Source organism: Kurthia sp. Dielmo (genome assembly GCF_000307285.2).
Lineage (GTDB): Bacteria > Bacillota > Bacilli > Bacillales_A > Planococcaceae > Kurthia > Kurthia populi.
The window spans coordinates 234,013-259,800 of sequence record NZ_HE578959.1; the positions used below are offsets into that span (position 1 = coordinate 234,013).

The following is a 25,788-nucleotide window of genomic DNA, read 5'->3' on the forward strand; positions in this document are numbered from 1 at the left end:
CGTAGACATGTTTACATATTTACATGTCTACGTTTTTTTGTGCGTAAACTTCTACTAACTGCGCTGCAATATGCTTCAACTCACTTCCGAGCTGATCGCGTACCCTGCGAAATGCTTGTAGCTGTTCTAGATAATCCTGTTGTACAAGCGGCTCTTCAATAGAAATATGAATATGTAGTTTTGGTTAAATTGAAATATGCACACCTACTTTTTCCTCATAAATCTTGTGAATGAATAATGCAGTAGCATGCATAAATAATTTGCGAATATGCTAAACATTTTCTCAGACGTAACCGATTTTCATACGCTTTAAGCAATTTAATAGAGACTCTTACCTATTGCCTGTATAATGGAGGATAACATAAATAGTAAGAGGAGCCGATTCGACATGAATCACTACGCAACGGATTATATACGTGTTGGTGAAGCATTGAATATTGTGGAGTGTCGCCTGTACCAATTGGATTATCACATGCGTCATGAGCTTGATGGACATATCGAACAGTGGCAGGAGCGCCAAATGATTTATGGCTTGCTACAAGCTGTATATATTCGTTTATATGAGCTGAATGAGATTGATGATGTGACGTTAGTGTGCAAGCATGAGCGTACGGATTTATCGAGTGCTACAGCCGTATTAACATTTAGAAAAATGTATTTTATTAGTGATCAAGTCGTGCGCCACTATCCCGCAGATTTTGAAAGATATTGGGCATCGCGCATTACCATTGAGCAATTTACGCCGCTAAGTGACGCTATTTGGCAACAGTTGAATCATGCGATGCAGCAAAAAATTCAACTCGATGGTGAAGCGGATGTTGCACGAGAGATTAAACTACTACAACGATTTTTAGCTGAATAATTAATGAAACCCTTCGACGAAACTGTCGAAGGGTTTTTTAATCGTTTGCTAGCAAATCCTCAGAACGCTAGAAAGCGGGTTTTGGCTACGACATATTTCAAAATATGTGCCAATTAATGCTAATAGGCGCATCGATTTTAAATTGTTTAATAACAATATTGCAAAAATCGTCAACAAAAAAATTTATTAGGCGACACCGTCACAAATAACCATCATTTTTGAGGACTGAAAAAGGCTGTTTTATGTGAAAACAGCGCTTCTGCGGGTTGTTTTAGTTAAAAGTGGGGCCCCTAGAGGTGTTATAAATAGGGGATTTTCCTTAAAGAAAAAGATTTATTCAAAAAAACGACATGCAGCGAGATTTTGCTACTTTTTTTAATTTTTATGTGTGGAAATTGCCCTTTTTAAGGCTAAAACGGTCAAAAAATACCCGGTAGAGACCCGGAAAAGGGCCGAACTTGAACGAATGATTTGCTAAAACATAATATTTATCGCTTTAAAAATAGTAATTATCACGTAAACCCTTTAAGTGACGCAAATTATTATAATAATAGTGTGTAAATAAGCTCAGTAGAGACGCTTATTAAAAAATATGTCGTATCGAAAAGACGCTTTCTAACGTAATGAACAATTTCAAATGAAGATATAGAAAAAAGAGGCTGGAGAAATCCAGCCTCTTTCGTGATTAGCGTTGTTTGTAATTTGCCTTTTGTGTTTTCGATATTTTTTTCCAGCGGCGCTTTTCAGCAAGCTGTTGCTGCGCATTTGTTTTGCGCTCGATAAAGGCAACCTCACGTAATAGCTTAAAATAATTTTGTAGACGGCCAGGTTCCAGCTCGCCACGCTCGATTGCACCGCGAACAGCACAGCCAGGTTCATTTTGATGGGTGCAATCGCGGAAACGGCAATCTTCTGCATAGCCTTCAATATCCTTAAAGCCCGTATCCAAGCTGTTTTGCTCGCTCCAAATATGCAGTTCGCGCATTCCAGGCGTATCAATTAAGCACGCACCGCTAGGTAATTGGACGAGTTCGCGATGCGTCGTCGTATGGCGCCCCTTCGCATCGTCCTCACGAATAGTAGAAACTTTCATTGCGTCTGTTTCTACTAAGGCATTGGTTAGAGAGGATTTACCAGCACCAGATGAACCAAGTAATGCCGCTGTTTTTCCAAGCGTTAAATATTGACGCAAAGCGTCGAGCCCTTCGCCTGTTACTACACTTGTCACGACATAATCAACACCCATCGCGGCTGTTTCTGTTTCACGAATAAAGGGTGTGACGTCTTCGCACATATCTGCCTTCGTTAAGACGACAACTGGCATTGCACCTGATTCCCATGCGGCAACGACATAGCGTTCAAGGCGGCGGCTATTAAAATCATCATTTAAGCTCATTACTAAAAAGACGATGTCAATATTTGCGGCAACAACCTGTTCTTCTACTTCAAGTCCGGCAGCCTTTCGCGTGAAGACCGATTTACGCTCGAGTAGATAATGGATGAGGCATTTTTCCTCGCCTGGCATTTGTTCGACGAGCACCCAGTCGCCGATTGCAGGATAATCAATGGCATGTAATGTATGAAAAGCATAGCTACCACTGACGGTTCCGAGCCAGTTGAAATGCTCACCCTGTACGCGGTAAGCATGTTTATGTTGTTGAACGATACGTGCAGGATAAAGTTGTTTTTTCGTGTCGATTTGTTGCTGTTCAAAATATGTTGTGAAGCCTAATGTTTGTAAATTCAATGTGAATTCCTCCTATTTTTGCGTATAAAAAAACCTATGACTGAGCCATTTGGGCGCATTCATAGGTCAGAATTCCATCGTACAAAAATAGATACACTCATCACTAGTGTAGGCGTCGGTGGATGACTAAAAAAGCGCACAAAGGCTCATGAGACGATACAATCGCATTCATATTTTTCATAGTCAGCACCTTCTTCCGTTTCAACGTTACTACCACTATAGCTTAAAATATTTTTTTAGTCAATATTTTACAAAAATATTGCATAAAGCAGAATATTTGTGTTAAAAATAGATAAAGGGTGGTGAGGCCATGCGGAAATTGACAGTGAAAGAACGCGTCGTCGAAGCAGCGCTCGATTTATTTCAGGAAAAGGGCTACCACGGTGTTAGCGTTGAGGAGCTGGTTGAGCATGCCGAAACCTCAAAAGGTGGCTTCTATCATCATTTCAAATCAAAGGATGATTTGCTGTATGAGATTCATGATATTTTCATCTCCTATGTATTGAATGAAACAAAGCGGGCGAGCGAGCAATATGATTCCGCGATTGATCAGCTAGATGCCTTGATGCGTACGTTTATGAATGTCTTTAATATTTATCAGCGGCATATTACGGTTTTTTATAATGAAAGCGTTTACTTGCTGCCAAATCATGAAGAGGCCATTACGAAAAAGCGTACGGCGTATCGAAAGCTACTGGAGCAAATTTTAATCAATGGACAGCGCCAACAGGTTTTTAGGCAAGAGCTGTCGATTACGATTACAGCAATGTTGATTATTGGGACAGTCAATTGGACATACAAGTGGTATAAGCAAGACGGTGAACTAACGATGCAAGATATTACAACGTATTTCAATGATGTGATTTTGCGCGGTGTAATGACAGAGGCGGGGTACCGTGAAGCTGCCACAAAACAGTACTTATTGTGAGCTTTTATACCACACAGACCGACTAGTCGGTTCAAATTGAGGAGGAATAATAATGAATTTTGAGTTAACGAAGGAACAACAGATGATTCGTAATATGGTACGTGATTTTGCACAGGCGGAGATTGCCCCACATGCTCGCGAGTTAGATGAAACGCATGCCTTTCGTGAGGAAAGCTTCAAACGCATTGGGGAGCTTGGCTTATTAGGTATTCCATTCCCTGAAGAGTACGGCGGCGCGGGTGGCGATATTGTGTCGTATGCACTTGCGGTAGAGGAAATTGGACGTGCTTGCGGTGGTACAGGCTTATCGTATGCGGCAGCAGTAAGTCTTGGGGCAACGCCATTTTATAATTTTGGTACTGAGGAGCAAAAGCAAGAATATTTAGTGCCACTTGCAAAGGGTGAGACACTAGGAGCTTTTGGACTGACTGAACCAAATGCAGGGTCAGATGCTGGTGGTACGCAGACACGTGCGGTGTTAGACGGAGATGAGTGGGTGATCAACGGCGAGAAGCAGTGGATTACGAATGCCTCTTATTCACGTCAAATCGTTGTTACAGCAGTAACAGGTAAGGATGAGCGCGGTAAAAATATTATTACGGCGATTATCGTACCGAGTGATACACCAGGGGTCACAATTCGCTCGGATTATCAAAAGATGGGTGTTCGTGCATCGAATACTTGTGAAATCATTTTAGATAATGTACGGGTACCGCGTGAAAATGTGCTAGGTGATGAAAAGAAAGGTTTTGGGCAATTTTTAAATACACTAGATGGTGGTCGAATTTCAATCGCGGCATTATCGGTAGGGATTGCACAGTCAGCGTATGATAAGGCATTGGCTTATTCGAAAGAACGCGTCCAGTTTGGGCAATCAATTTCAAAACTACAAGCCATTCAATTCAAGTTAGCCGATATGGCAATGGAAATCGAGCTTGCGCGTAATATGGTTATGAAGGCGGCTTGGTTAAAAGATAACGGTAAGCCATTTAAATTAGAGGCAGCTTATGCGAAGTTATTCTCTTCTGAAATGGGCTTCCGCACATGTAATCAGGCCATTCAAATTCATGGTGGCTACGGCTATATGGCCGAGTACGATGTAGAGCGTCATTTACGTGATATTAAGTTAATGGAAATTGGTGAAGGTACATCAGAGATTCAACGTGTTGTAATCGCACGTCAGCTTGGCTGTTAATCCAAAACGAAAGAGAGGTGACACTACTGCTTTTTAAATAGAAGTAGTAGGACTCATTTGGCTCAATTAGTGGAACAAACGATAGGCGAATTTCTTGAACAACGTGTAGCTCAGGTCCCGGATAATGAAGCATTAGTTTATGAAGATCTTAATTTACGTATGACGTACACGCAGTTTAATAATCATGTCAATGATGTCGCAAAGGCATTGATGGCGGTGGGGCTTGAAAAGGGCGATCATTTCTCTGTATGGACGACCAATGTTGCCCAGTGGCCTGGCTTACAGTTTGGCTCAGGTAAAATGGGCGCACCACTTGTGACGATTAATACAAATTATCGTGCCAATGAGCTCGAATATATTTTGAAGCAATCTGATTCAAAAATGCTCGTACTCATTGATCAATATCGTGATCATTCCTTTATTGAAACACTGTATGAAATTTGCCCAGAGCTGCGAGATAGCTCACCGGGTAGCTTAGAGAGTGCTGCACTGCCGCTTTTAAAAACAGTCGTCGTTATTAGTGATCAGGATTATCCAGGCACCTATAGCTGGCATGATTTTATTAAGCTCGGGGAAGATGTGCCGGATAAAGCACTAGCACAGCGAAAAGCTTCACTGACTGCACATGACGTCATCAATTTACAGTACACATCAGGGACGACAGGCTTTCCTAAAGGTGTTATGCTATCGCACTACAATTTAATTAATAATGCGCTTAACATTGCAGAATGTATGAAGCTCACGTCAGATGACCGGCTATGCATTCCAGTGCCATTCTTCCACTGCTTTGGCTGTGTCATTGGGACGCTAACGATTGTATCAGCAGGCGGGACGATGGTGCCGGTGCGAGAGTTTGAGCCGAGCATTGTGTTAAAAACGGTTGAACAGGAGCGCTGTACAGCTCTTCACGGGGTGCCGACGATGTTTATTAGCGAGCTGAACTTACCAAATGTCACTGATTTTGATTTATCCAGTCTTAGAACGGGTGTTATGGCTGGATCAACTTGTCCAATTGAAGTGATGAAAGGTGTAATGGATACACTTGGTATGAAAGATATTACGATTTGTTACGGCCAAACCGAATCATCACCTGTTTTAACGCAAACGCGTACCGATGATGCCATCGATTTGAAAGTGGAAACGGTTGGACGCGCGCTACCAAATACGGAGGTGCGTATCGTTTATCCGGGTACGATGGATGAGGTGCCAAGCGGCGTACAAGGTGAAATTTGTGCTCGCGGTTACTGTGTAATGAAGGGTTACTATAATAATCCTGAAGCAACGCGTGAAGCAGTTGATGCTGATAACTGGCTCCATACCGGAGATTTAGGCACGATGGATGAAGCAGGCTATGTACGTGTGACAGGACGTCTGAAGGATATGGTCATCCGCGGGGGCGAAAATATTTATCCGCGCGAGGTAGAGGAATTCTTATATCAGCATCCCGCTGTTCTTGACGTACAGGTTGCGGGTGTACCGGATGCCAAATACGGCGAAGAATTAGCCGCTTGGATTATACCAAAGGATAATCAGGCAGTGACGGAGGAAGAGATTCGTGCATTTTGCGATGGCCAGATTTCGCGTCATAAAATTCCGCGTTATATTTTCTTTATGGCCGAGTATCCGATGACCGCTTCTGGGAAAGTGCAGAAATTTAAGCTACGAGAATTATTTGAAATTAGGCGAGGTGAAGAATAATGTTTCAAAAAGTATTAATTGCCAATCGCGGTGAAATTGCACGCCGTATTATTCGAACGTGTAAGCGACTTGGTATTCAGACGGTGGCCATTTATTCAAAGGCCGATGAAACGAGCCTACATGTGCGAGAGGCAGATGAAAGCTACTGTGTCGGTGAGCCGCCAGTGAATCAAAGCTATTTAAATGTCGATGCGATTTTAGCAGCGGCGAAGGAATCTGGTGCAGAGGCGATTCATCCAGGATATGGTCTATTATCTGAGAATGCGGGTTTTGCGAAGCGCGTTGAGCAGGAGGGGCTTGTGTTTATCGGTCCGACTTCTGAAGTTATTGAGGCGATGGGTAGTAAGCTTGAAGCGCGTAAACGTATGGCTTCTGCGGGCGTGCCGATTATCGAAGGGGTCAATGAAGCGATGGCTAGTGCAACAGAAGCATCTGATGTGGCCGCAAAGATTGGCTATCCGGTCATGCTGAAGGCTTCTGCGGGTGGCGGCGGTATTGGCATGCAGGTTGTACATGATGAGGCCGAGCTGTTGAAGGCATTTGAAGGCAATCAAAAGCGTGCCGAAAGCTTTTTTGGTGACGGGACGATGTTTGTCGAGAAATTTATCGCTGAGCCACATCATATTGAGGTACAGGTGCTCGCCGATCAGCATGGCCATACGATTCCTGTGTTTGAGCGAGAATGCTCGGTTCAGCGTCGTAATCAAAAGGTTGTTGAAGAAGCCACATCACCATTTATTTCAGCAGAAACGCGTGAAAAAATGCTCGATGCAGCAGTTGCAGCCGCTTCAAGTATTGGCTACACGAATGCGGGCACAATTGAATTTTTAGTTGATGCCAACGAGCAATTTTATTTCTTAGAAATGAATACACGCCTACAAGTGGAGCATCCGGTTACAGAAGAAATTTCTGGATTGGATTTAGTCGAATGGCAGCTAAAGATTGCATCTGGTGAAGAGCTAACGATTGAGCGCTCGCAATTAACGATTCATGGGCATGCGATAGAAGTGCGTATTTACGCAGAGGATCCGGTACGTTTCTTCCCGTCACCAGGGACGATTACGAAGCTTGTGTTACCACAAGGAGCAGGTATTCGCCATGAGGCAGGTGTCGAGGAAGGTAGTGTTGTGACGCCGTTTTATGACCCAATGATTGCAAAATTAATTACGACAGGGACGACACGTGATGAAGCGGTTACGCGTATGCAACAAGCGCTCGCAGATTATGTGGTAGAAGGCATTAAAACGAATATTCCGATGCTACGGGATGTAGTGGCACATCCGGAATTCAAGGCAGGACGCACAACGACAAAATTTGTTGAACAATATTATTTGCCAGAAGTGGCGAAAAAATAGAGAGGATGGATGAAAAATGATTAAAGCAGAGATGGCAGGCACAGTATGGAAAGTGTTAGTAAAAGAGGGCGATACAGTGGAAGAGGGTCAAGAAGTCATGATTTTAGAGTCGATGAAAATGGAGATTCCCGTAGAAGCGGAAGAAGCAGGCGTTGTAAAACGCGTAGTTGTCAACGAGGGCGATTTTATTGATGTTGATGCGGATTTAGTCGAAATCGAATAGGAGGGTTTTTCATATGAAGCAACCAAACGCTGTACAGCTAAAGGAAGTCGGACCGCGCGATGGGCTTCAAAATGAAAAGGCCATCATCACAACGGAAAATAAAATCGAGCTCATTAACCGTTTAAGTGATACCGGTCTTGATTATATTGAGGTGTCGAGCTTCGTGCATCCTAAATGGATTCCGCAGCTAGCTGATGCGGTTGATGTGTTAAAAGGCATTGACCGAAAACCAGGTATTACGTATGCGGCACTCGTACCGAACTTAAAAGGGCTTGAGCGGGCACTTGATGCAGATATTGATGAAGTGAGTGTCTTTATGTCCGCATCTGAGGGCCACAATAAAGAAAATATTAATAAAACGATTGCTGAAACCTTTCCGGTGCTCCGGGAAGTCGTTCAGGCAGCGCGTGCAGCAGGAAAGACGGTGCGTGGCTATATTTCAACGGTGGTTGCCTGTCCATATGATGGCTACACAGAGCCAAGCCAGGTGAAATATGTTGCCAATCATTTATTTGATATGGGCGTACAGGAGATTTCGCTTGGCGACACAATTGGCGTTGCCGTTCCTACGCAGGTAGAACGCTTACTAGATGAATTACTAAAGCACTACAAACCTGAGCATTTGGCGATGCATTTTCATGATACGCATGGCACCGCAATTTCGAATATTGTGGCAAGCCTACCCTATGGTATCACACGGTTTGATAGTGCGATTGGCGGTCTTGGCGGCTGCCCATATGCAAAGGGCGCATCTGGTAACGTTGCGACGGAGGATGTCCTCTATTTATTTGACACAATGGGCATTGAAACAGGTGTAGATATGCAGAAGTTATTACATGCATCACAGTTTATGGAACAACAAATGAAACGACCGCTAACATCAAAGCAAATGGCGGTTTTCCGAGGTGAGCAACTATGAGCTATGTAATCGTAGAAGTAGATAATCATATTGCGACCATTACATTGAATCGTCCGGAGGCGGCGAATTCGATGTCACTGGCGATGTTAGAGGAATATAAGGCAGCATTAGAAACCATTGCACATAACCGTGAAATTCGTGTTGTATTACTGACGGGAGCTGGAGATAAAGTATTTTGTGCAGGAGCAGATTTAAAAGAACGACAATCGATGGATGAGGTACAGACGCGTCAGACGGTCGCACTTATTGGCGAAGTGATTCGACAGACAGAAGCGTTACCTCAGCCAGTCATTGCGGTCATTAACGGAGTAGCGGTAGGTGGGGGTTTAGAAATTTCACTTGCCTGTGATATCCGTGTAGCTAGCACGATGGCAAAGGTTGGCTTAACGGAGACGGCACTAGGCATTATTCCAGGTGCAGGTGGTACGCAGCGTTTAGCACGATTAATTGGTGCGGGGAAAGCGAAAGAACTCATTTACACCGCACGCCGCATTTCAGGCGAAGAGGCACTGCAGCTTGGGGTCATTGAACATTTATATGTGCCGGAAATGCTAATGGAGGAAGCGCAGAAACTAGCGCAGGAAATGGCAAAAAATGCACCATTATCACTGATTCAAGCAAAAAAAGCGATCCAAGCGGGCTTGCAGACGGATCTCGCGACAGGACTTGAAATTGAAGCCTTAGCATACGAGCGTCTTTTGCATAGTGAGGACCGTTTGGAAGGCTTACAGGCATTCAAAGAAAAACGCGCGCCGCAGTTTAAGGGGCAGTAAAGGGAGGAACGAGAGATGATGGAGAAATCATATCGTGAATATAAAGAGGAAATTGCAGCAGGGGGTGCGCCGAAGTACCATGAAAAAAATGCGGCGCAAGGGAAATTATTCGTACGCGATCGCTTAAAGCGCCTATTTGATGATGATGTATTTGTTGAGGACGGCGCCTTTGCCAACATTATGGCGGGGGACCTACCGGCAGATGGCGTTGTAACAGGTATCGGGAAAATTAATGGACGCACAGTTTGTGTGATGGCAAATGATTCGACAATCAAGGCGGGTTCTTGGGGAAAACGTACAGTCGAAAAAATCATTCGCATTCAAGAAACAGCGGAAAAATTAGAAGTACCGATGCTGTACTTAGTCGATTCAGCAGGAGCGCGTATTACAGACCAAATTGAAATGTTCCCAGGTCGCCGTGGTGCCGGACGTATTTTTTATAATCAAGTGAAGTTATCTGGACGTATTCCACAAATCTGTTTATTATTCGGCCCATCAGCAGCGGGTGGCGCTTATATTCCGGCGTTTTGTGACATTGTGGTTATGGTACAGGGCAATGCGTCGATGTATTTAGGGTCACCACGTATGGCAGAGAAAGTAATTGGTGAAAAAGTCGATTTAGAAACGATGGGTGGCGCGAAAATGCATTGCTCGGTTTCTGGATGTGGCGATGTTTTAGCGAAAACGGAAGAAGAAGCGATTGATTATGCACGCCGTTATTTGACGTACTTCCCGCAAAACTTCCGTACAAAGACTGATGTAGTAGAAAGTAAGCTACCACAAAGCTTTGATGATACATTAGAGGATATTATCCCGAAAAATCAAAATGCGGCATTTAATATGTATCATTTAATTGATCGTGTTATTGACGAGGGCTCATTCTGTGAGATTAAAAAGCTCTTCGCAAAAGAGCTCATTACAGGCCTTGCGCGTATTGATGGGCAGCCTGTCGGAATTTTAGCCAATCAGCCAAAATCAAAGGGCGGCGTATTATTCCATGACTCAGCGGATAAGGCAGCAAAGTTTATTAATTTATGCGATGCCTTCCATATTCCGCTTATTTTCCTATCAGATGTGCCTGGCTTTATGATAGGTACGCAAGTAGAGAAGCTTGGCATTATTCGTCACGGTGCTAAAATGATTTTTGCGATGAGTGAGGCCACTGTGCCAAAGCTATCCGTTATCGTACGCAAAGCTTATGGTGCTGGTCTTTATGCAATGGCTGGTCCAGCATTTGAACCAGATGCTTGTATTGCCCTAACAACGGCACAAATCGCAGTAATGGGGCCAGAAGCAGCAATTAATGCGGTATATGCTAATAAAATTGAAGCAATGCCGGAAGATGAGCGAGCTGATTTCATTGCACAAAAAACGGCTGAATACAAAGAAGAAATCGATGTGTACCGCTTAGCATCAGAGCTCGTTATTGATGATGTTATTGAGCCGAATGAACTTCGTCAGTCATTAGTTCAAAGACTTGCGGCATATAAAACGAAAAATGTATCTTTTACAGAGCGAAAACATGGTGTCAATCCAGTTTAATTATGAAAACCGAGCAGTCCATATATTGGGCTGCTTTTTAAATTTGTCTAAAATTAAAAAAGAAGATACCTCCTGGTTATAGAAGGTACCTTCTTTTTAAGACAGCTGAATATTTAATGATTTGCTTAGCTTAATTAATTCTGATTCGACGTAATCTTTGGCATAATCGAAGCCAAGAATGGCGATAATTTGGCCTTTCGTGTCATATAAAGGCGCACAGCATGTCTTCCATTCGCCGTACTCATCCGTATAAATCGGTGTCACACTAATAATGCCATTATAGGCTTGCTCAATCGTTTGTAAAATAACCTCGCTACCAATATACACAACACCATTTGGAATAATAAAATCCTCACTTGCAGTTAAATTGACGATTTGACCGGCTTTATTTTTAATAAAAATAAAGCCCCACTGTACCCCAACTTCCTTCATATAAACTTGTGTTAATTGCTCGGATACGGGCGCTAAAAAAGTATCATCTCCTAAATGTGCAATAGCCTGTTCTAAATCGATTGGTAAAATACCAATTGATGTGACAACAGCGGTCGCGCGTAGCCGTTTATCGAGCTCCTTTTCTAAAATAATACGCGTGCTAAAGCCCGTATCCTGCTTAGCTTGTGCTTCTTTAATTTTTTTGTATTTTCTACTCATTGTGGGCTGACTAATGCCTAATACCTTCGATGCTAACTTTAATGAATTGTATTGCTCCATAGCCATTGAAATTAACTGTTCCTCGACTAATTCTTGTGCTTCTTGCAGTGGCATCAGTGTATGAAGCGAAAAATCCTTATGAGAAGACTTATTTTTTGAAACATTTAAAAATTCTTGTGCTGTTTGAATTGAAATGAGAGATTCATCCGATAAAATAATCGCTCGCTCAACAAAGTTTTCAAGCTCACGCACATTTCCTGGCCATTCCTGGAGGCTTAAAAAATCTATAGCTTCTGTAGAAAAATATTTTGAAAAGTGATATTTTTCATTGTACCGTGCATTAAAATGCGCAATTAGTTCCGGAATTTCTTCAATACGATTTCGTAGAGGTGGAATGACAATTGGAATAATATTTAAACGATAAAATAAATCCTCGCGAAATGTACCATCCTCGACCATTTGAATAAGTGATTTATTCGTTGCAGCAATAATTTGGACATCAATTTTATATTCTTTAGAGGAGCCAATGGGTGTAACGATTCGTTCTTGTAGCACACGTAAAAGCTTTACTTGCATTGTTAAAGGTAGTTCACCTACTTCATCCAAAAAAATAACGCCATGATTAGCTTCTCGAAACTTACCGATTTTTCCTGATTTATGGGCATCTGTAAAGGCACCGGCCACATAGCCGAATAATTCACTTTCAATAAGTGTTTCTGGCAAAGCTCCGCAGTTAATCGCAATAAAAGGCTGATCTTTACGAGGTCCTGATCTATGTATTGTGCGTGCTGCAACTTCCTTCCCCACACCAGACTCTCCGAGTAACAGTGTTGTTCCAGAAGCCTGAGCGGATTTTAATACTTTTGATAACACCTCTTTCATCGCATCACTTTTAATAATGAATTCACTATTTAATGAGGCAAGTGCCTCTTTTTTTGCATTCTCTTTTTTTAAAATATTGTAGGCAATAATGTACTGATTGTCAGAAGCAATCACATACGTTAGTACACGCCGGTTATTCCAAGTGACTTGCAAAAATGTTTGCTTTTCTACATGTGGTTGTAGCTTTTGAAAAATGGAGGTTTGAAAGGTTGCTTGCTCATAATCTGTAAAATGCTGAAATCGTTCCACATTTTCTAAAAAAGATGTATTTGTTGAAAAGGCCTGCATTATTGCGCCATGTTGTTCGATGACCATTGATACATCAAACATTTGACGTAGTACGGTGAATTGATTCATGAAGATATCCCCCTCAAAGTCGATTAATTTCATTTGTGAATAAATAATTTCATAAATGAAAGACACTCCTACTGATTTTATAAGAAAAACCAGAAAAATCAAACAATTTATTCTTGGCATGGTTCTTGCATTATACATATCGAGGGGGAATGAATATGGAAAAACCAATCACTTTTACACAATATGAAAAAAGCTATGAAAAAGAATTGAGATCAGAAGAACCTTTTGTACGAGGGATGTACGAAAATTTAGAGAAACGAATTGAACAGTTCGAAAAGGATCTTATTGAAAAAAATACAAAAGTTAAACTGAAAGATTTTTTAGGTGTCAGCGTGGTAATGGCAGTCATCACAATCATTGCTTTTACGCTATAAGCTTATGTAAAGGAGAAATAGAATATGTCTAAAACGAAATCAAATGTTAATTCAGATATTGCCTTTGCCTATTTGCCGACAGCTACGAAAGATCGCAAAATGACCTTTTTTGATTTATTACTCGTGCAAACCGTTATCGGGTTATCTGCTTTTGGTCTCTTAACAGGAGCCTACGCAGGAAATATGTTGGAGACGAAAGATTCGATGGTCGCGGTTATTTTTGGTAATGCGTTCCCGATGTTTTTAATCGCACCAGTCGCGATTTATTTTGCTAAATACGGTGTGGATACCTTTGTGGGCTTTCGGAGTGCACTCGGTTATAACGGCGGGGTTGCATTCTTCGTTTTATTTTATTTATTATCACTCGGTTATAGTGCAGTTGCTTTATTTATGGCAGGAGAGGCCATGGCGACAGCGAGCAGCCTCTTGTCACTACCAAGTAGCCTAACAGGAACGACCGGAACCTCCATTTTTGCGATTATGTTATTTTTCATCGCACTTTTCATTGTCTTTAGGGGACCAGGAGCCATTCGAATTTTTAATTTAGTAGCGGTTCCGGCATTTTTCCTTTTTTTAATCGGCTTGATTGTGGCAATTATGTTTTCTGATCATATCCCAGCACTTAGTAAATTATCACCAGTTGGGGCATTTGAAAATCATCAGCGTTCCTTTATGACTGCTCTTGAAATCAATATTGCACTAGGTTTTTCGTGGCTACCGTATTTAGGGCAATATAGCCGTCTAGCTAAATCGACAAAGGCTGCTTACAGCGCAAGCTTTTATAGCTACGGTGTTATTGTCGTTGTAGCAGCAATTGCGGGCGCACTCGCTGCTTTAGTATCTGGCTCCCTTTATCCAGGTGACTGGATGAATGCTGTAATGGGCAGTAAATTTGCGATTGTCGGGCTATTACTACTAACGGTTGCCAATTTAGGCGCAACATTATTCTTAATGTATTCCTTTGCGATTAGCTTTAAAACGATGTTTTCAAAAAGCTCATGGATTCTAGCGGTGTCGATGATGTTACCGACCGTGTTTTTATTGCTAAGCTCTTCTTTCTACGACGCCTTTAATATTTTTATGTCGGTGATTTCGTTCTCGATGGCGAGCTTAGGCGGTATTTTAATTGCCGATTACTTCTTTATTACACGCCAAAATATTTCGATGCGCGACTTGTATAACACAAAAGGTGCCTACCGCTATTGGTTTGGCTTTAATCCATCGGCACTCGTTGCGCTACTTGTCGCTTACTTTTTCTACTGGGGTATCTACAACCCCGTCACATTAGAAGCGCATAGCTTATTTTTAAAAATTTCAGCAGGAGTGCCAACGTTCTTCTTATCGTGCATCGTTTATATAATATGTGCGAAATTTGTCTTCCGCTTCGAGGTAGACCGTGTAGCTACTAGTGATCAAACGTTTAAACAATATGTCATTCAACATCAATCGGATGAAATTCATAATTAGGAGGAATTTTATATGTTCACACAAAACTTAGATTTTAAAACAACAGATTTAGATACATTTCCATTTCCATTCCGCTCGGATAATTATCGTTACTCAAATGATTTACGCAAGCTAGAGGATGTTAACCTCGTGACGATTACACCTGAATATGAAATGCAAGTGCGCGCCAAACGCCGTCTGTTAGATGAGCAGCCAGAAGTACGCTATCAATCATTCCCGCATACGATGGAAATGCAGTGGGAGTTTTTGGAGATGGTTTTTGAAATGGCGATTCAGAAGTATCCACAGCATTTTGAGCTACACAAGGACGGCGATGAGTGGACGTTTAAAAATAATATTTTAGACGAGCAACAAACGTTTACCTTTGGGGATGCATCGACATTACCGTATGAGCCGTATGACTTTGCGGGGCGTCACTTCCACCAGGATTTCGTATTGATGGTACACCGTGATGACAACTATTATTTAGAGGTTGGGCAAGTATCGTATGCGGCGCTTTTCTCAGCACATTGGAATACGGGCATGTCATTTAATGAAATTCATGGCCCTGTACCGTTTGTATCACGTAACGGCGATGATTTAGTAGACCGTATTCGCCGCTTTCTTTTAGGGATTAACCCGGGGGAGCCATGGACGCGTATTAACTGGAACTTGATGGCAGATCGCTGGGATGTAAACTACGAAACGATGGATGTATGGGAGCCTCAACGTAAGCTCGTAACTGCTGAAAATGCTGGTAAACTTGTACGGTTACGCGTAGAGGAGCAAAAATTTTACCGTATGCCACGTAGTAATGCCATTCTTTTCGTGTTAAATACACAGTTCTTACCACTCGAAGATTTAAAGCTACGCCAAGAATGGTTTGATTTAACGTATAGCGTGCTACAAGATATTCCTGAACCAATGGCTGAATATAAAGGAATTGCACCATTTTTACCACAATCAGTTGAATTTTTGCGCCGAGAAGATGAAAAGTTAAAGGCACAAGGGGGCGCATAGTATGTACAACAGTCCAGTATTATTTGACGCATCCCCTGCATTAACCACGCAGTTAGTGCCGAATGCTTATTTTAAAAAAGCGGCGATTATTACTGATCAGGCACAGCATAGCGCAGTAAGTGCATTAATTGAAAAATTATATGATACACCGCATGACGTCCATGTCTTTAAGGATGCGGAGCAGGCACGTGCCTTTATTGTAGCGCAGAAAATGGGTACACATTTTTATGTTGTTGCCAACTGGGACGAAGCCACGACTATTTTCACAACAGCCGTTGAAGAAGGCGTTTCTGAAGCTGAAATTCAGGTTCAACTTCGGGATGATGTAAAAAAATATATTTACTGTATGAAATGCTTTACATCGAGTGAGATTTTAAAAGAAGCGGTGAACGTACAGTGTGCATGTGGTGCGCATCTAGAGGTAGGTCCGTTTTATTCAAAAGTACGCCAAGGCTATATTGGCTATCCATTTATACCAGAAGCATAGGAGGAATTTGTATGAGATTAGCTGGAAATATTCCTGTGAAGATTACACAAATTGTAGAGGAGTCGCCAACTGTTAAACGCTTTACATTAGCTCCGACAGTGGATGATAAACTTCCAGCATTCACTGGAGGTTCTCATTTAAAAACATTTATTACAACAACAGACGGTACGCAAATCGAGCGTGAATATTCCCTTGTGAGCCATCCTCAAAATCGTGCATACTATGAAATTGCGATTAGTAAGGATACGAATTCACGTGGTGGCTCTGTTTACTGGCATGAATGCATGGCAGTAGATGACGAGCTAGAGGTGACATTCCCACGAAATTATTTCGCGCTAAACCCTTTTGCGAAAAATCACGCATTTTATGCCTCTGGAATTGGGATTACACCATTTTTAGCGATGATGGAGGATATTCAATTCGACCAAACGTTTGAGCTACATTATGCTGCACGTACACCAGAAGAATGTGCTTTTTATGAGGAGCTACAGAAGCGCTACGGCGATAAGGTGAAGTTTTATTTTTCACGAGTTGAAGAGCCAAACCGACTTTGTACGGAAGTAATGAAGGAGCATCGTATTGGCACGCATGTATATTTCTGTGGCCCTGTCGCAATGGTCGAGGAATTCCGTGATGCAGCTTTTGCTTATGGCTATCCTGAAAAGGCTGTGCATTTTGAGCTGTTTTCAACAGGGCAGGACACGAGAGAGCGCAATGCCTTTACCGTCGCATTAACCGATAGTCAAAAGGAGATTGAGGTACAAGCGGAGGAAACGTTACTAGATGCGTTACTACGCGAAGGCATTAATGCCCCATTTGCTTGTAAAATCGGTGGCTGTGGCAGTTGTGAAGTTGAAGTAGTAGACGGAGAAGTGGATCACCGCGATCATTTTTTATCGAATGAAAATAAAGCAAAACGTAAAAGTATTTTAACTTGCTGTTCACGTGCTAAAGAACAAAAACTATCACTGAAACTATAGGGGGAATCACAATGACAACATTAACAAATACACAGGTACTAGAATTAAAGAGCTATATTAACGGCAAATGGGTAACGGCGGATAACACGGTGGATATTATTAATCCAGCGACGCAACAAGTGATTGCAATTGCCCCACGTATGACAAAGAATCAGACAGAACAAGCGATTACAGCAGCACGTACGGCATTTGATAACGGGGAATGGGCAAAAACAACGGCACAGGAGCGCGCTGCGATTTTACATAAAATCGCAAACAAAATCGAGGAGAGTTTCGAAGAATTTGTGACACTAGAAACAATGGATAACGGGAAAGTATATGGCGAGGCCGAGGGGGATATTCAAGATACGATTGCGTGCTTCCGCTATTATGCGGGCATTATCTTGCACCCAGACGGCGAAACATATCCAGTGCCAGATGATGTTCAAGCAATGGTTGTGAAGGAACCAGTTGGCGTAGCGGGCTTAATTGTTCCGTGGAATTTCCCATTATTAATGAGTGCATGGAAAATTGCACCGGCACTAGCGGCGGGGAATACGATTGTTTATAAGCCTGCTGAAATCACACCAGTTACCGCCTTTAAATTATTTGAAATTATTGATGAAGTTGGTTTACCTGAAGGTGTAGCGAATATGGTACTCGGTCAGGGCTCAATTATTGGTCAAACGATTTCAGAAAGCAATGATGTCGATATGGTGTCATTTACTGGTAGTACAGAGGTTGGGCGTGGTATTATGCGTGCAGCAGCAGGCAATTTAAAGAAAATCTCACTAGAGCTAGGCGGGAAATCACCGAATATTATTTTTGCAGATGCGGATTTTGAAACGGCAGTAGATTACGGTTTATTTGGGATTTTCGTTGGCTCAGGGCAAGTTTGCTCATCAGGAAGTCGTATTTTAGTACAAGATACTATCTATGATGATTATGTGAAGCGCTATGTCGAGCGTGCTGAAAAAATTAAGGTAGGACCAGGACTTGCGAAGGATTCACATATGGGTGCTATTGTCAGTGAAGCACAAATGAATTCTATTTTAGGTTATATTGAAAAAGGAAAAGAAGAAGGTGCAACACTATTAACAGGCGGTCATCGTTTAACAGAAAATGGTCTAGATGAAGGCTTCTTCTTAGCACCAACTGTCTTTGCAGATGTGACACAAGATATGACGATTGTACGAGAGGAAATTTTTGGTCCAGTTGTGACAATTCAAAAATTCTCAACTGAGGAAGAGGCGGTTCGCTTAGCAAATGACACAGATTACGGTCTAGCAGGTGCAGTTTTCTCAAATGACGGCGCGAAAGCCCTACGTGTTATTAAACAAGTACGTGCGGGCATTACTTGGGTCAATGATTATCACCCGACCTATGTGGAAGCGCCATGGGGGGGCTATAAGCAATCAGGTATCGGTCGTAGCCTAGGAAAATATAGCTTAGAAGAATTCCAAGAAGTGAAGCAAATTAATATTCGCCTAAATGTAGCGCCAGTTGGTTGGTTCCCCCAATAAATAAGAAAAGCACGTGTGACGAGGAAATTCGTTACACGTGCTTTTTTACTGTTATAAAAAACAAATCATCTGCAATTCATTTAAGTAATGACCATCTGGCATCTTCATTACTTTTGGATCATGACAGAGAATTTCAAAGCCCATGCGTTCATAGAGACGTACAGCAGGTATCATCGAATCAACGACCGATAGGCGAAGTTGCTCAAGCTGTGGGTTTTTGCGAGCATCGTCAACCACGAATTGAAATAGCCCTTTACTATACCCCTTTCCTCGGTGCTCTGGTGCTAAATAGACACCCACAATTTGCGCTAGATGCTTCATTTTTTCGTATGGATTTTGTTCGAGTGTTGTGACACCTACAAGCTTCCCATTATCAAAAATGCCATAGGTTGTTGTGAATGGATTGCTTAGTTGCTGTTCATAAACAGCAACATCTTTTTTCTGTTCCTCCTCAAATGTTGGTGAAAAGGATTCAGGCTCTTCGCGTACAGCGCGGTGACGGATTGTTAAGTAAGCGCTTGCATCATTCGCGGTTAATTTTCGAATATCCATACTAAAACCTCCCGTAAAATAGTAATACAAAGATATGAATTGTAGTACACTTTACCCTTTTTCGATGGATTTCATTCTATATAGTTGAACTATTCAGTTGGACTGTATATAATCGGATTATATACAGTCCAACTGAATAGAGAGGTGAGCATATGAAGAAGCATCCGCTATTACCATTATCCGAAACGATGCACTATATTTTAATTGCGCTACAGGAGCCGCTTCATGGCTACGCAATAATGCAAAAAATTGACGAGTTAAGCGAGGGCGAAGTCCATCTAGCAGCCGGGACGCTATACGGTGCACTTGACAATATGGCGAAATACGATTGGATTGAGCAGGTTGGCTTAGAGGGACGTCGAAAGATTTATCATATTACACCAGAAGGACAGCGGATTTTAGCAGTAGAAAAGGCGCGATTAGTCCATTTACTATCACTTTACTAGGAGGGTTTGCGATGAAAAAAACAAATTGGTTCCGAATAAATGTCTTAAAAGAAGAGCAATGGCTAAATGGCTTCCTACAGCAAGGCTATAAAATTACAAAAGTTACCTCATGGTGTTCAGGTTTTGTCTTTGAAAAGACATCACAACCCTATGTCGTACGAATTGATTGTCAAAAAGCTATGAAAAAAGAAGCCTTTGAAGAATATAAGCTGATGTATGAGGATTTTGGATGGAGCTATCTACAAGGCTCCCGTAGCTCAGGAAAGCATTACTGGCAAAAGGTATCCGAGGGACAAGAGGCAGATCAGCTTTTCTCCGATAGACAATCGACGAAAAATTATTATAAGCAGCTTATGAATTATAGTCTTATGTTTGCCCTACCATTTTTCGTGCTGTCATGTATTATTTTCCAGCAAGGCACTTTGTCACCAGACAATATGTATTTAGCAAGAGGTTTGTGGGACATGGAAGGCTCGCTGTTTTGGAAGGCTTTTCTGTTTGAAACGCCGTTCGCGCTACTGCGTTTATTCTGCCCATTAATTGTTATTGGCTCGGCTATATTATCACTGAGCGCATATTACGAATATCGTAAGCTACAGCAGCAAGTATAAAGGGATTAAAATCCTGCTAAAGCGGGGAAAGGTTAGGGAAGAATGGAAAGGTGGCGAAGGTTTTGGGCGAACGGTTAAATTTAGCGTTGAATTTTGATGGTATCATTGTAGCCAATGTTTATTATCATTGGAGTGCAACGACATTTGAAAGCATTTGTATGGCAATTGATATTGTAAAAAGATTACAAAGAGGGTTGCCGACGCTCGCATATGACAATGTGCTGCTCGCGGATTTTGGGCTGACGACTGAAAGTGATGCCGGGTATAACGAAGAAAGCCTTCAGTATATGACGGCTCACTATCCACAGCATAGTTTTCGAAAACCACAGAGTCGTACGTATGGATTAATTGGCATCACACCGCAAGACAAAGAGAAAAACGCGGCATTTGCAGATGCGACCGTCACGATACGGATTGATGCAAAAAAAGAGATGGTTATCGATATGGGCATTATCGAAGGCTACCCAGATTACGCCACATTTGAGCGTGAATTTATCGACGAGTATGAGCTAGAGGATGTCGAGGGTGTCGATTTAAATACCGTTCTACCCGCCGGCCTCGATTTTTATAAATTAACATTAGATGAGGCGCGCATTTTAGCAAAGGCCTTTTATGAAATAGAAGATGCTGCCCCGACGTATTTCACGTATGGGCATAAAATATATCCCTATTTAACAATGTAGAAAAGACACTGAAACACTATCTCAATTTATAGCTTCATAACAAAAAGAAGGAACCGCGCTTTTTTGCGCGATTCCTTCTTTTTTAATCCCTATTTACCAGAAGCTAAGAACGGGAAGAATCCTTCTAAAAAGCGTTCTGTTGCTGGCATGAAGTAAGAGCCAAAGTGGTAGTCTGGGTCTAATGTTGTGACAATCCAGCGGCCACCTGTTGCTAATTTTTGGTCGTACATAATCGCACCACCATCTTCTGTTGCAATTAAAATTTCAGCATCCTCTGTAGGCCAGAAGCAACCATGTTGGTGCCAAGTACAATCATCAAGTGTTAAGAAATCTTTAAATAGAATATGCTCTGGTGCTGTTAAGACAAGACCGCTTTTCGCGTCTTTTTCTAACCACCACCAGAAGTTTGTTTCACGGTTTTCCCATTTTTGCTCAGGAATCCATTCCCAAGGCTGTGGACCAAATGCGACAATTGTGCCGCCGTTTGCCGCGAATTCACGAATTTTTTGTGCACCCTGCATTAATAATTCCCCGTTTAACTGTGAAGGAACAACAAGGACATCTAAATCGCTAATGTCTGTGCCTACAAATTGAGGGTGGTAAATTAATTTTTCGATAAATTGGTTGATTTTTGGTTCATGAAATGTGCGGTAATGCGCTTCATTTCCTGAATAAATAACACCGATTTTTTTCATATTATTGTGCCTCCTGTAAGCGTGCGAGTTCTTGTGTTAAAAACGCAAGGAATTGTGGGCGAATACGATCTGTTGTTTTATTATGACCACTGTAGCCTAGTAGCGGACGACCTGCGTGAACAACGATTGTACCATTTGTTGCATGACGATCCACATATGTAACGACATGACCGCTCTTAAAGCGTAAATGAACTTCTTGCTCAGCTGTTGTATGGTAGTAACCACGTGCGAAGAAACCAGCGACACCTTTATTTACCGTCATATCTTCTGTTTCGACACCATCAAAAATTGGCGTATTGTTTTGTAGATAGACATTATAGTCTGTGTGGTGCTGAATGCGCTCAGGCATAAATAATGACGCACCTGGTAGCCAAGGGCGGAATAGGTGACCACAGAAAACGACGATGTTTTTGTCAGCTAAGAAGCGTTCGATAATGGTTTTATTAGCATACAAAAATTCTTGGTCCACGAAGTTTGGAATGATTAAAACGTTTACATCTTCTAGCGCAGCGGACGTTAAGGTATATTGTGGAATGTTTTTAATCGCTAAATCTGTCATTTTCACCATTTGGCCATTGATGCCAAATGCATGACCCGGATCTAGGCGGGCAATTGATAAATTCATAGAAAGTCTCCTTTAGTTTTACATATAAATGATAATCACTCGCAATTAGCATACTATATTCGCTATCATTCGACATTAATTTTGTCGAAATATCGTCTATTACACGTATTTTCGACAAAATTCGTTGAAATTGAAAATGATTATCAATAGAATAGAGAAGAATAAATAATTGATAATGATAATCAAATAAATAGTATAGAAAACGCTTTATTTGTGGAAGGAATACAAAAATGAAAAAGAAATATGGCTTTTTAGCAGCGGCAACATTAGCAGCTGGGCTGTTAGCAGCATGTGGGAATGAAGAGAGCAAAACAACTTCTTCAAGCGACAAACAAACAACAGCAGAAGAAAAAATGATTCAAGACCAATTAGGTAGAGATGTAACGATTCCAGGAGATGTGGATCGTGTCGTTGTAGGGGGGATTTTACCGTACTTTTCAACCTGGTTCGTTGCGACAAACTCAACAAAAGAAATCGTTGGGATGCACCCGAACTCATATAATGCAGCATCAAACTCAATGCTTGCGAAAATGTCTCCAGATGTGTTAAAAGCATCAACAGACTTTATCCAAAATGGTGAGTTAAATGTCGAAGAGTTAATGAATGTTGACCCGCAAGTTTATTTTGAAATTGCAAATGATACAAAATCAATCGAAAAATTAGATGAAGCGGGTATCTCAACAGTTGCCTTACAAACTGTTGAAGTAGCAGATGCAAATCCGGTAGAAACATTCAACAGCTGGTTAAAAGTAACAGCAGAAATTAAAGGTGGCGACGCATTAGATCGCGCTGACAAATATGTTGATAATGTTACAAATGTGCAAAAAGAAATCGATACAAAGCTAAAAAATGTTGAAAAAGAAGATAAACCACGTGTCCTTGTGCTACACCAACATAGCGATAAATCAATCGTTGTAGCGGGGCAAAACCTATGGGGCGAATACTGGGTCAATCAAACAGGTGGCTATGATATCGTGTCAGGCGACGGTGTCCAAGGCCAAAAAGAAGTGAATATGGAACAAATCTATAAATGGAATCCAGATATTATCTACATTACGAACTTCACTGAAACACAACCAGAAGACTTATTTAACAACAAAATTTCAGGTCAAGACTGGAGCGACGTGAAAGCCGTTCAAGATAAAAAAGTGTATAAGATTCCTCTAGGTATTTATCGCTGGTTCCCACCATCAGGTGACGCACCACTTATGCTGAAATGGATGGCAAATCATAACCAACCAGAATTATTTGATTACGACATGAACGATGAAATTAAAACGTATTATAAAGATTTCTACAACTTTGATGTAACAGATGATGAAGTGGAAACGATTTTACATCCTTCTTCTGAAGCTGCAAAACAATAGGAGTGTCCTAACATGAAGAAATGGCAAATTGCGTTAATGTGGCTACTGCCGATTGTTGTAGCTGTTGTGTCACTTGGGATTGGTCGTTTTTATGTAGACCCTATAACGATTGTGAAAATTCTTACATCACAGGTTTTCCCAATTGACCAAACGTGGTCGAATATGGAAGAAACTGTTGTGATGAATGTACGTTTCCCACGTATTCTTTTAGCACTACTAATTGGTGGTGGCCTTGCGATGGCAGGTGCTAGCTTCCAAGGGATGTTCGGAAACCCGCTTGTATCACCTGATATTTTAGGGGTATCTGCAGGTGCCGGCTTTGGTGCTTCACTAGGTATTTTATTATTTGGTCAAGGCGTAACAGCACAATTACTTGCGCTTGTCTTTGGTCTACTAGCGATTTTATTTACATTCTTTGTAGCCGGAAATCGTAAAAATGCGGCCATTTATATGTTCGTTTTAGCCGGGGTTATTACCTCTGCGTTATTTAATGCACTTATTTCATTAACGAAATTTGTGGCCGATCCAGAGGAAAAATTACCAGCGATTACGTATTGGTTAATGGGGAGTCTTGGTACAGCAACGTATCGTGATTTATATATTGCAGGTCCGATTATTTTATTTGGTATGCTAATTTTATACGTCTTACGCTGGCGTTTAAATTTATTAACATTACCTGAAGATGAAGCGAAGTCAATGGGGATTCCGGTGACAGCGCTGAAATGGGCAGTTATTGCGGGTGCCACAATTATTACAGCGGCGACAGTAGCGGCTGCAGGGATTGTTGGCTGGGTTGGTTTAATCATTCCCCATGTTGCGCGTATGTTTGTTGGGAACAACAATCAATTTGTCTTACCCGTATCACTGGCAATTGGGAGCGTTTACTTATTAATCATTGATGATTTAGCACGTAGTTTAACAGCAACAGAAATTCCGTTATCGATTTTAACAGCGATTATCGGTGCGCCATTCTTTGCTTACTTATTACGTCGTATGGGAGGTCGTTGGGCGTGAAGTTAGAAGTACGTAACGGAAATTTCCACTATATGAAGCGCAAACAAACGCTACCAAACTTATATGCGAAAAATGTAAACTTTACACTTGAAGCAGGCGAGATTTTATCAATTCTTGGTCCGAACGGTGCAGGTAAAACGACGATGCTAAAATGCATTACCGGCTTACTTGACTGGACAGAGGGCGAAACCATTATTGATGATCAGCCAATGACAAGCTATTCAAAAAAAGAGCTGTGGAAGCGTATTGGCTACGTACCGCAAGCACATAAAATGACATTTGGTTATTCATTAGAAGAATTAGTCATCATGGGACGTGCACCATACATTAGTACGTTAGCACAGCCTTCGAAGAAGGATAAAGAAGCGGCACTTGAAGCGCTTGATACAGTGGGCATTCGTCATTTAGCCCATAAATCATGCAACGAAGTCAGCGGTGGGGAATTGCAGCTTGCATTAATCGCTCGTACACTTGTATCGAATCCGGAAGTCTTAATTTTAGATGAGCCAGAATCGCACTTAGATATTCAAAAACAAATTGTTATTTTACAAACAATTCGTCGTTTATCGGAAGAAAAAGGCATTTCTTGTATTATTAATACGCATTATCCAAACCATGCCTTTTACTTAGCGGACCATGTCTTAATGACAGGTAAGGATAAGGGACTTGTCTTTGGTCCAACTAATGAAGTGATGACGGAATCACGTATGAAGCATTTCTTCGGCATCGAACTGAAAAAATCATTTTCGAAGAAGAAGATTTATTACTCGAAACGATGGTGCCACGTGCACTAGGCCTCCGTCGCGATATTAGCACATGTAAGTTTAACGAAGATATTTAAAAACAAAAGAGGC

General features: G+C 41.6%; 26 protein-coding genes. 21 read left to right on the forward strand and 5 right to left on the reverse strand.

The annotated features are described in order from the left end of the window. Nucleotides 1-388: 388 nt before the first annotated feature. On the forward strand, nucleotides 389-862 hold the full coding sequence (locus KTHG_RS12365) for a hypothetical protein (RefSeq protein ID WP_126989400.1): 474 nt from the start codon (nucleotides 389-391) through the stop codon (nucleotides 860-862). Between the two features lie 685 nt (nucleotides 863-1,547). Here the strand turns inward: KTHG_RS12365 and rsgA are convergent. Continuing rightward, nucleotides 1,548-2,609 carry a ribosome small subunit-dependent GTPase A gene (rsgA, locus tag KTHG_RS12370; RefSeq protein ID WP_139993940.1) on the reverse strand — a complete coding sequence of 354 codons (1,062 nt, stop codon included), beginning with the start codon at nucleotides 2,607-2,609 and terminating at the stop codon, nucleotides 1,548-1,550. A gap of 310 nt (nucleotides 2,610-2,919) precedes the next feature. Here rsgA and KTHG_RS12375 point away from each other — a divergent pair, with 310 nt between their 5' ends. Genes KTHG_RS12375 through KTHG_RS12410 form a run of 8 tightly spaced genes read left to right on the forward strand, consistent with a single transcriptional unit; the run spans nucleotide 2,920 to nucleotide 11,242 of the window. Beyond that, complete coding sequence (locus KTHG_RS12375) at nucleotides 2,920-3,537, forward strand: TetR/AcrR family transcriptional regulator (RefSeq protein ID WP_126989402.1); 618 nt, start codon at nucleotides 2,920-2,922, stop codon at nucleotides 3,535-3,537. Between the two features lie 52 nt (nucleotides 3,538-3,589). Continuing rightward, on the forward strand, nucleotides 3,590-4,732 hold the full coding sequence (locus KTHG_RS12380) for an acyl-CoA dehydrogenase family protein (protein ID WP_126989403.1): 1,143 nt from the start codon (nucleotides 3,590-3,592) through the stop codon (nucleotides 4,730-4,732). A gap of 57 nt (nucleotides 4,733-4,789) precedes the next feature. Next, nucleotides 4,790-6,430: an AMP-binding protein gene (locus KTHG_RS12385; protein ID WP_139993942.1), complete on the forward strand. Its 1,641-nt coding sequence runs from the start codon at nucleotides 4,790-4,792 to the stop codon at nucleotides 6,428-6,430. Further along, nucleotides 6,430-7,785, forward strand: coding sequence for an acetyl-CoA carboxylase biotin carboxylase subunit (locus KTHG_RS12390; RefSeq protein ID WP_139993944.1), 1,356 nt, complete (start codon nucleotides 6,430-6,432; stop codon nucleotides 7,783-7,785). The genes KTHG_RS12385 and KTHG_RS12390 overlap by 1 nt, the downstream gene beginning before the upstream one ends. 16 nt (nucleotides 7,786-7,801) lie before the next feature. Next, complete coding sequence (locus KTHG_RS12395) at nucleotides 7,802-8,008, forward strand: acetyl-CoA carboxylase biotin carboxyl carrier protein subunit (protein ID WP_126989406.1); 207 nt, start codon at nucleotides 7,802-7,804, stop codon at nucleotides 8,006-8,008. A 13-nt stretch (nucleotides 8,009-8,021) separates the two neighbouring features. After that, nucleotides 8,022-8,927 (forward strand): hydroxymethylglutaryl-CoA lyase, encoded by a 906-nt coding sequence (locus KTHG_RS12400; protein WP_139993946.1) that lies wholly within the window; start codon nucleotides 8,022-8,024, stop codon nucleotides 8,925-8,927. Then, nucleotides 8,924-9,700 carry an enoyl-CoA hydratase gene (locus KTHG_RS12405; RefSeq protein ID WP_126989408.1) on the forward strand — a complete coding sequence of 259 codons (777 nt, stop codon included), beginning with the start codon at nucleotides 8,924-8,926 and terminating at the stop codon, nucleotides 9,698-9,700. The genes KTHG_RS12400 and KTHG_RS12405 overlap by 4 nt, the downstream gene beginning before the upstream one ends. A 15-nt stretch (nucleotides 9,701-9,715) precedes the next feature. Then, a complete protein-coding gene (locus KTHG_RS12410; protein ID WP_139993948.1) occupies nucleotides 9,716-11,242 on the forward strand; it encodes an acyl-CoA carboxylase subunit beta in 1,527 nt (508 codons plus the stop codon). Nucleotides 11,243-11,338: 96 nt separating this feature from the next. Here KTHG_RS12410 and KTHG_RS12415 read toward each other — a convergent pair whose 3' ends face one another. Continuing rightward, nucleotides 11,339-13,132 carry a sigma-54 interaction domain-containing protein gene (locus KTHG_RS12415; RefSeq protein ID WP_186439591.1) on the reverse strand — a complete coding sequence of 598 codons (1,794 nt, stop codon included), beginning with the start codon at nucleotides 13,130-13,132 and terminating at the stop codon, nucleotides 11,339-11,341. 155 nt (nucleotides 13,133-13,287) lie between these two features. Between KTHG_RS12415 and KTHG_RS12420 the strand changes: the two genes are divergently transcribed. Genes KTHG_RS12420 through KTHG_RS12445 form a run of 6 tightly spaced genes read left to right on the forward strand, consistent with a single transcriptional unit; the run spans nucleotide 13,288 to nucleotide 18,941 of the window. After that, the gene (locus tag KTHG_RS12420) at nucleotides 13,288-13,506 is read left to right on the forward strand and encodes a hypothetical protein (protein WP_126989411.1); all 219 of its coding nucleotides are present in this window, start codon (nucleotides 13,288-13,290) and stop codon (nucleotides 13,504-13,506) included. Between the two features lie 24 nt (nucleotides 13,507-13,530). Further along, the gene (locus KTHG_RS12425) at nucleotides 13,531-14,973 is read left to right on the forward strand and encodes a cytosine permease (RefSeq protein ID WP_139993952.1); all 1,443 of its coding nucleotides are present in this window, start codon (nucleotides 13,531-13,533) and stop codon (nucleotides 14,971-14,973) included. A 12-nt stretch (nucleotides 14,974-14,985) separates the two neighbouring features. Further along, nucleotides 14,986-15,972, forward strand: a complete 987-nt coding sequence (locus tag KTHG_RS12430) for a heme-dependent oxidative N-demethylase family protein (RefSeq protein WP_126989413.1) — start codon at nucleotides 14,986-14,988, stop codon at nucleotides 15,970-15,972. A gap of 1 nt (nucleotide 15,973) precedes the next feature. Further along, nucleotides 15,974-16,459, forward strand: coding sequence for a hypothetical protein (locus KTHG_RS12435; protein ID WP_139993954.1), 486 nt, complete (start codon nucleotides 15,974-15,976; stop codon nucleotides 16,457-16,459). 11 nt (nucleotides 16,460-16,470) lie between these two features. After that, complete coding sequence (locus KTHG_RS12440) at nucleotides 16,471-17,439, forward strand: PDR/VanB family oxidoreductase (RefSeq protein ID WP_139993956.1); 969 nt, start codon at nucleotides 16,471-16,473, stop codon at nucleotides 17,437-17,439. An 11-nt stretch (nucleotides 17,440-17,450) separates the two neighbouring features. Then, nucleotides 17,451-18,941 carry an aldehyde dehydrogenase family protein gene (locus KTHG_RS12445; protein ID WP_126989416.1) on the forward strand — a complete coding sequence of 497 codons (1,491 nt, stop codon included), beginning with the start codon at nucleotides 17,451-17,453 and terminating at the stop codon, nucleotides 18,939-18,941. Nucleotides 18,942-18,992: 51 nt separating this feature from the next. Here KTHG_RS12445 and KTHG_RS12450 read toward each other — a convergent pair whose 3' ends face one another. Next, a complete protein-coding gene (locus KTHG_RS12450; RefSeq protein WP_139993958.1) occupies nucleotides 18,993-19,493 on the reverse strand; it encodes a GNAT family N-acetyltransferase in 501 nt (166 codons plus the stop codon). 152 nt (nucleotides 19,494-19,645) lie between these two features. Here KTHG_RS12450 and KTHG_RS12455 point away from each other — a divergent pair, with 152 nt between their 5' ends. The 3 genes from KTHG_RS12455 to KTHG_RS12465 all read left to right on the forward strand — a co-directional run bounded on the left by KTHG_RS12455 (nucleotide 19,646) and on the right by KTHG_RS12465 (nucleotide 21,233). Continuing rightward, on the forward strand, nucleotides 19,646-19,939 hold the full coding sequence (locus tag KTHG_RS12455; protein ID WP_139993960.1) for a PadR family transcriptional regulator: 294 nt from the start codon (nucleotides 19,646-19,648) through the stop codon (nucleotides 19,937-19,939). Between the two features lie 11 nt (nucleotides 19,940-19,950). Next, nucleotides 19,951-20,550, forward strand: a complete 600-nt coding sequence (locus KTHG_RS12460; RefSeq protein ID WP_139993962.1) for a DUF2812 domain-containing protein — start codon at nucleotides 19,951-19,953, stop codon at nucleotides 20,548-20,550. A gap of 62 nt (nucleotides 20,551-20,612) precedes the next feature. Continuing rightward, nucleotides 20,613-21,233: a hypothetical protein gene (locus tag KTHG_RS12465; RefSeq protein ID WP_126989420.1), complete on the forward strand. Its 621-nt coding sequence runs from the start codon at nucleotides 20,613-20,615 to the stop codon at nucleotides 21,231-21,233. 89 nt (nucleotides 21,234-21,322) lie between these two features. Here KTHG_RS12465 and KTHG_RS12470 read toward each other — a convergent pair whose 3' ends face one another. Together KTHG_RS12470 and KTHG_RS12475 are read right to left on the reverse strand one after the other, a co-directional pair. Continuing rightward, nucleotides 21,323-21,928 (reverse strand): type 1 glutamine amidotransferase family protein, encoded by a 606-nt coding sequence (locus KTHG_RS12470; protein ID WP_139993964.1) that lies wholly within the window; start codon nucleotides 21,926-21,928, stop codon nucleotides 21,323-21,325. 1 nt (nucleotide 21,929) lies between these two features. Then, the gene (locus tag KTHG_RS12475; RefSeq protein WP_139993966.1) at nucleotides 21,930-22,553 is read right to left on the reverse strand and encodes a hypothetical protein; all 624 of its coding nucleotides are present in this window, start codon (nucleotides 22,551-22,553) and stop codon (nucleotides 21,930-21,932) included. Nucleotides 22,554-22,783: 230 nt separating this feature from the next. Between KTHG_RS12475 and KTHG_RS12480 the strand changes: the two genes are divergently transcribed. The 3 genes from KTHG_RS12480 to KTHG_RS12490 are packed head-to-tail and all read left to right on the forward strand — an operon-like array spanning nucleotide 22,784 to nucleotide 25,728. Next, nucleotides 22,784-23,920 (forward strand): ABC transporter substrate-binding protein, encoded by a 1,137-nt coding sequence (locus tag KTHG_RS12480; RefSeq protein WP_139993968.1) that lies wholly within the window; start codon nucleotides 22,784-22,786, stop codon nucleotides 23,918-23,920. Between the two features lie 12 nt (nucleotides 23,921-23,932). Beyond that, nucleotides 23,933-24,934, forward strand: coding sequence for a FecCD family ABC transporter permease (locus KTHG_RS12485; protein ID WP_139993970.1), 1,002 nt, complete (start codon nucleotides 23,933-23,935; stop codon nucleotides 24,932-24,934). Beyond that, nucleotides 24,931-25,728 carry an ABC transporter ATP-binding protein gene (locus KTHG_RS12490; protein ID WP_139993972.1) on the forward strand — a complete coding sequence of 266 codons (798 nt, stop codon included), beginning with the start codon at nucleotides 24,931-24,933 and terminating at the stop codon, nucleotides 25,726-25,728. Before KTHG_RS12485 ends, KTHG_RS12490 begins: the two co-directional genes overlap by 4 nt. Nucleotides 25,729-25,788: the final 60 nt, after the last annotated feature.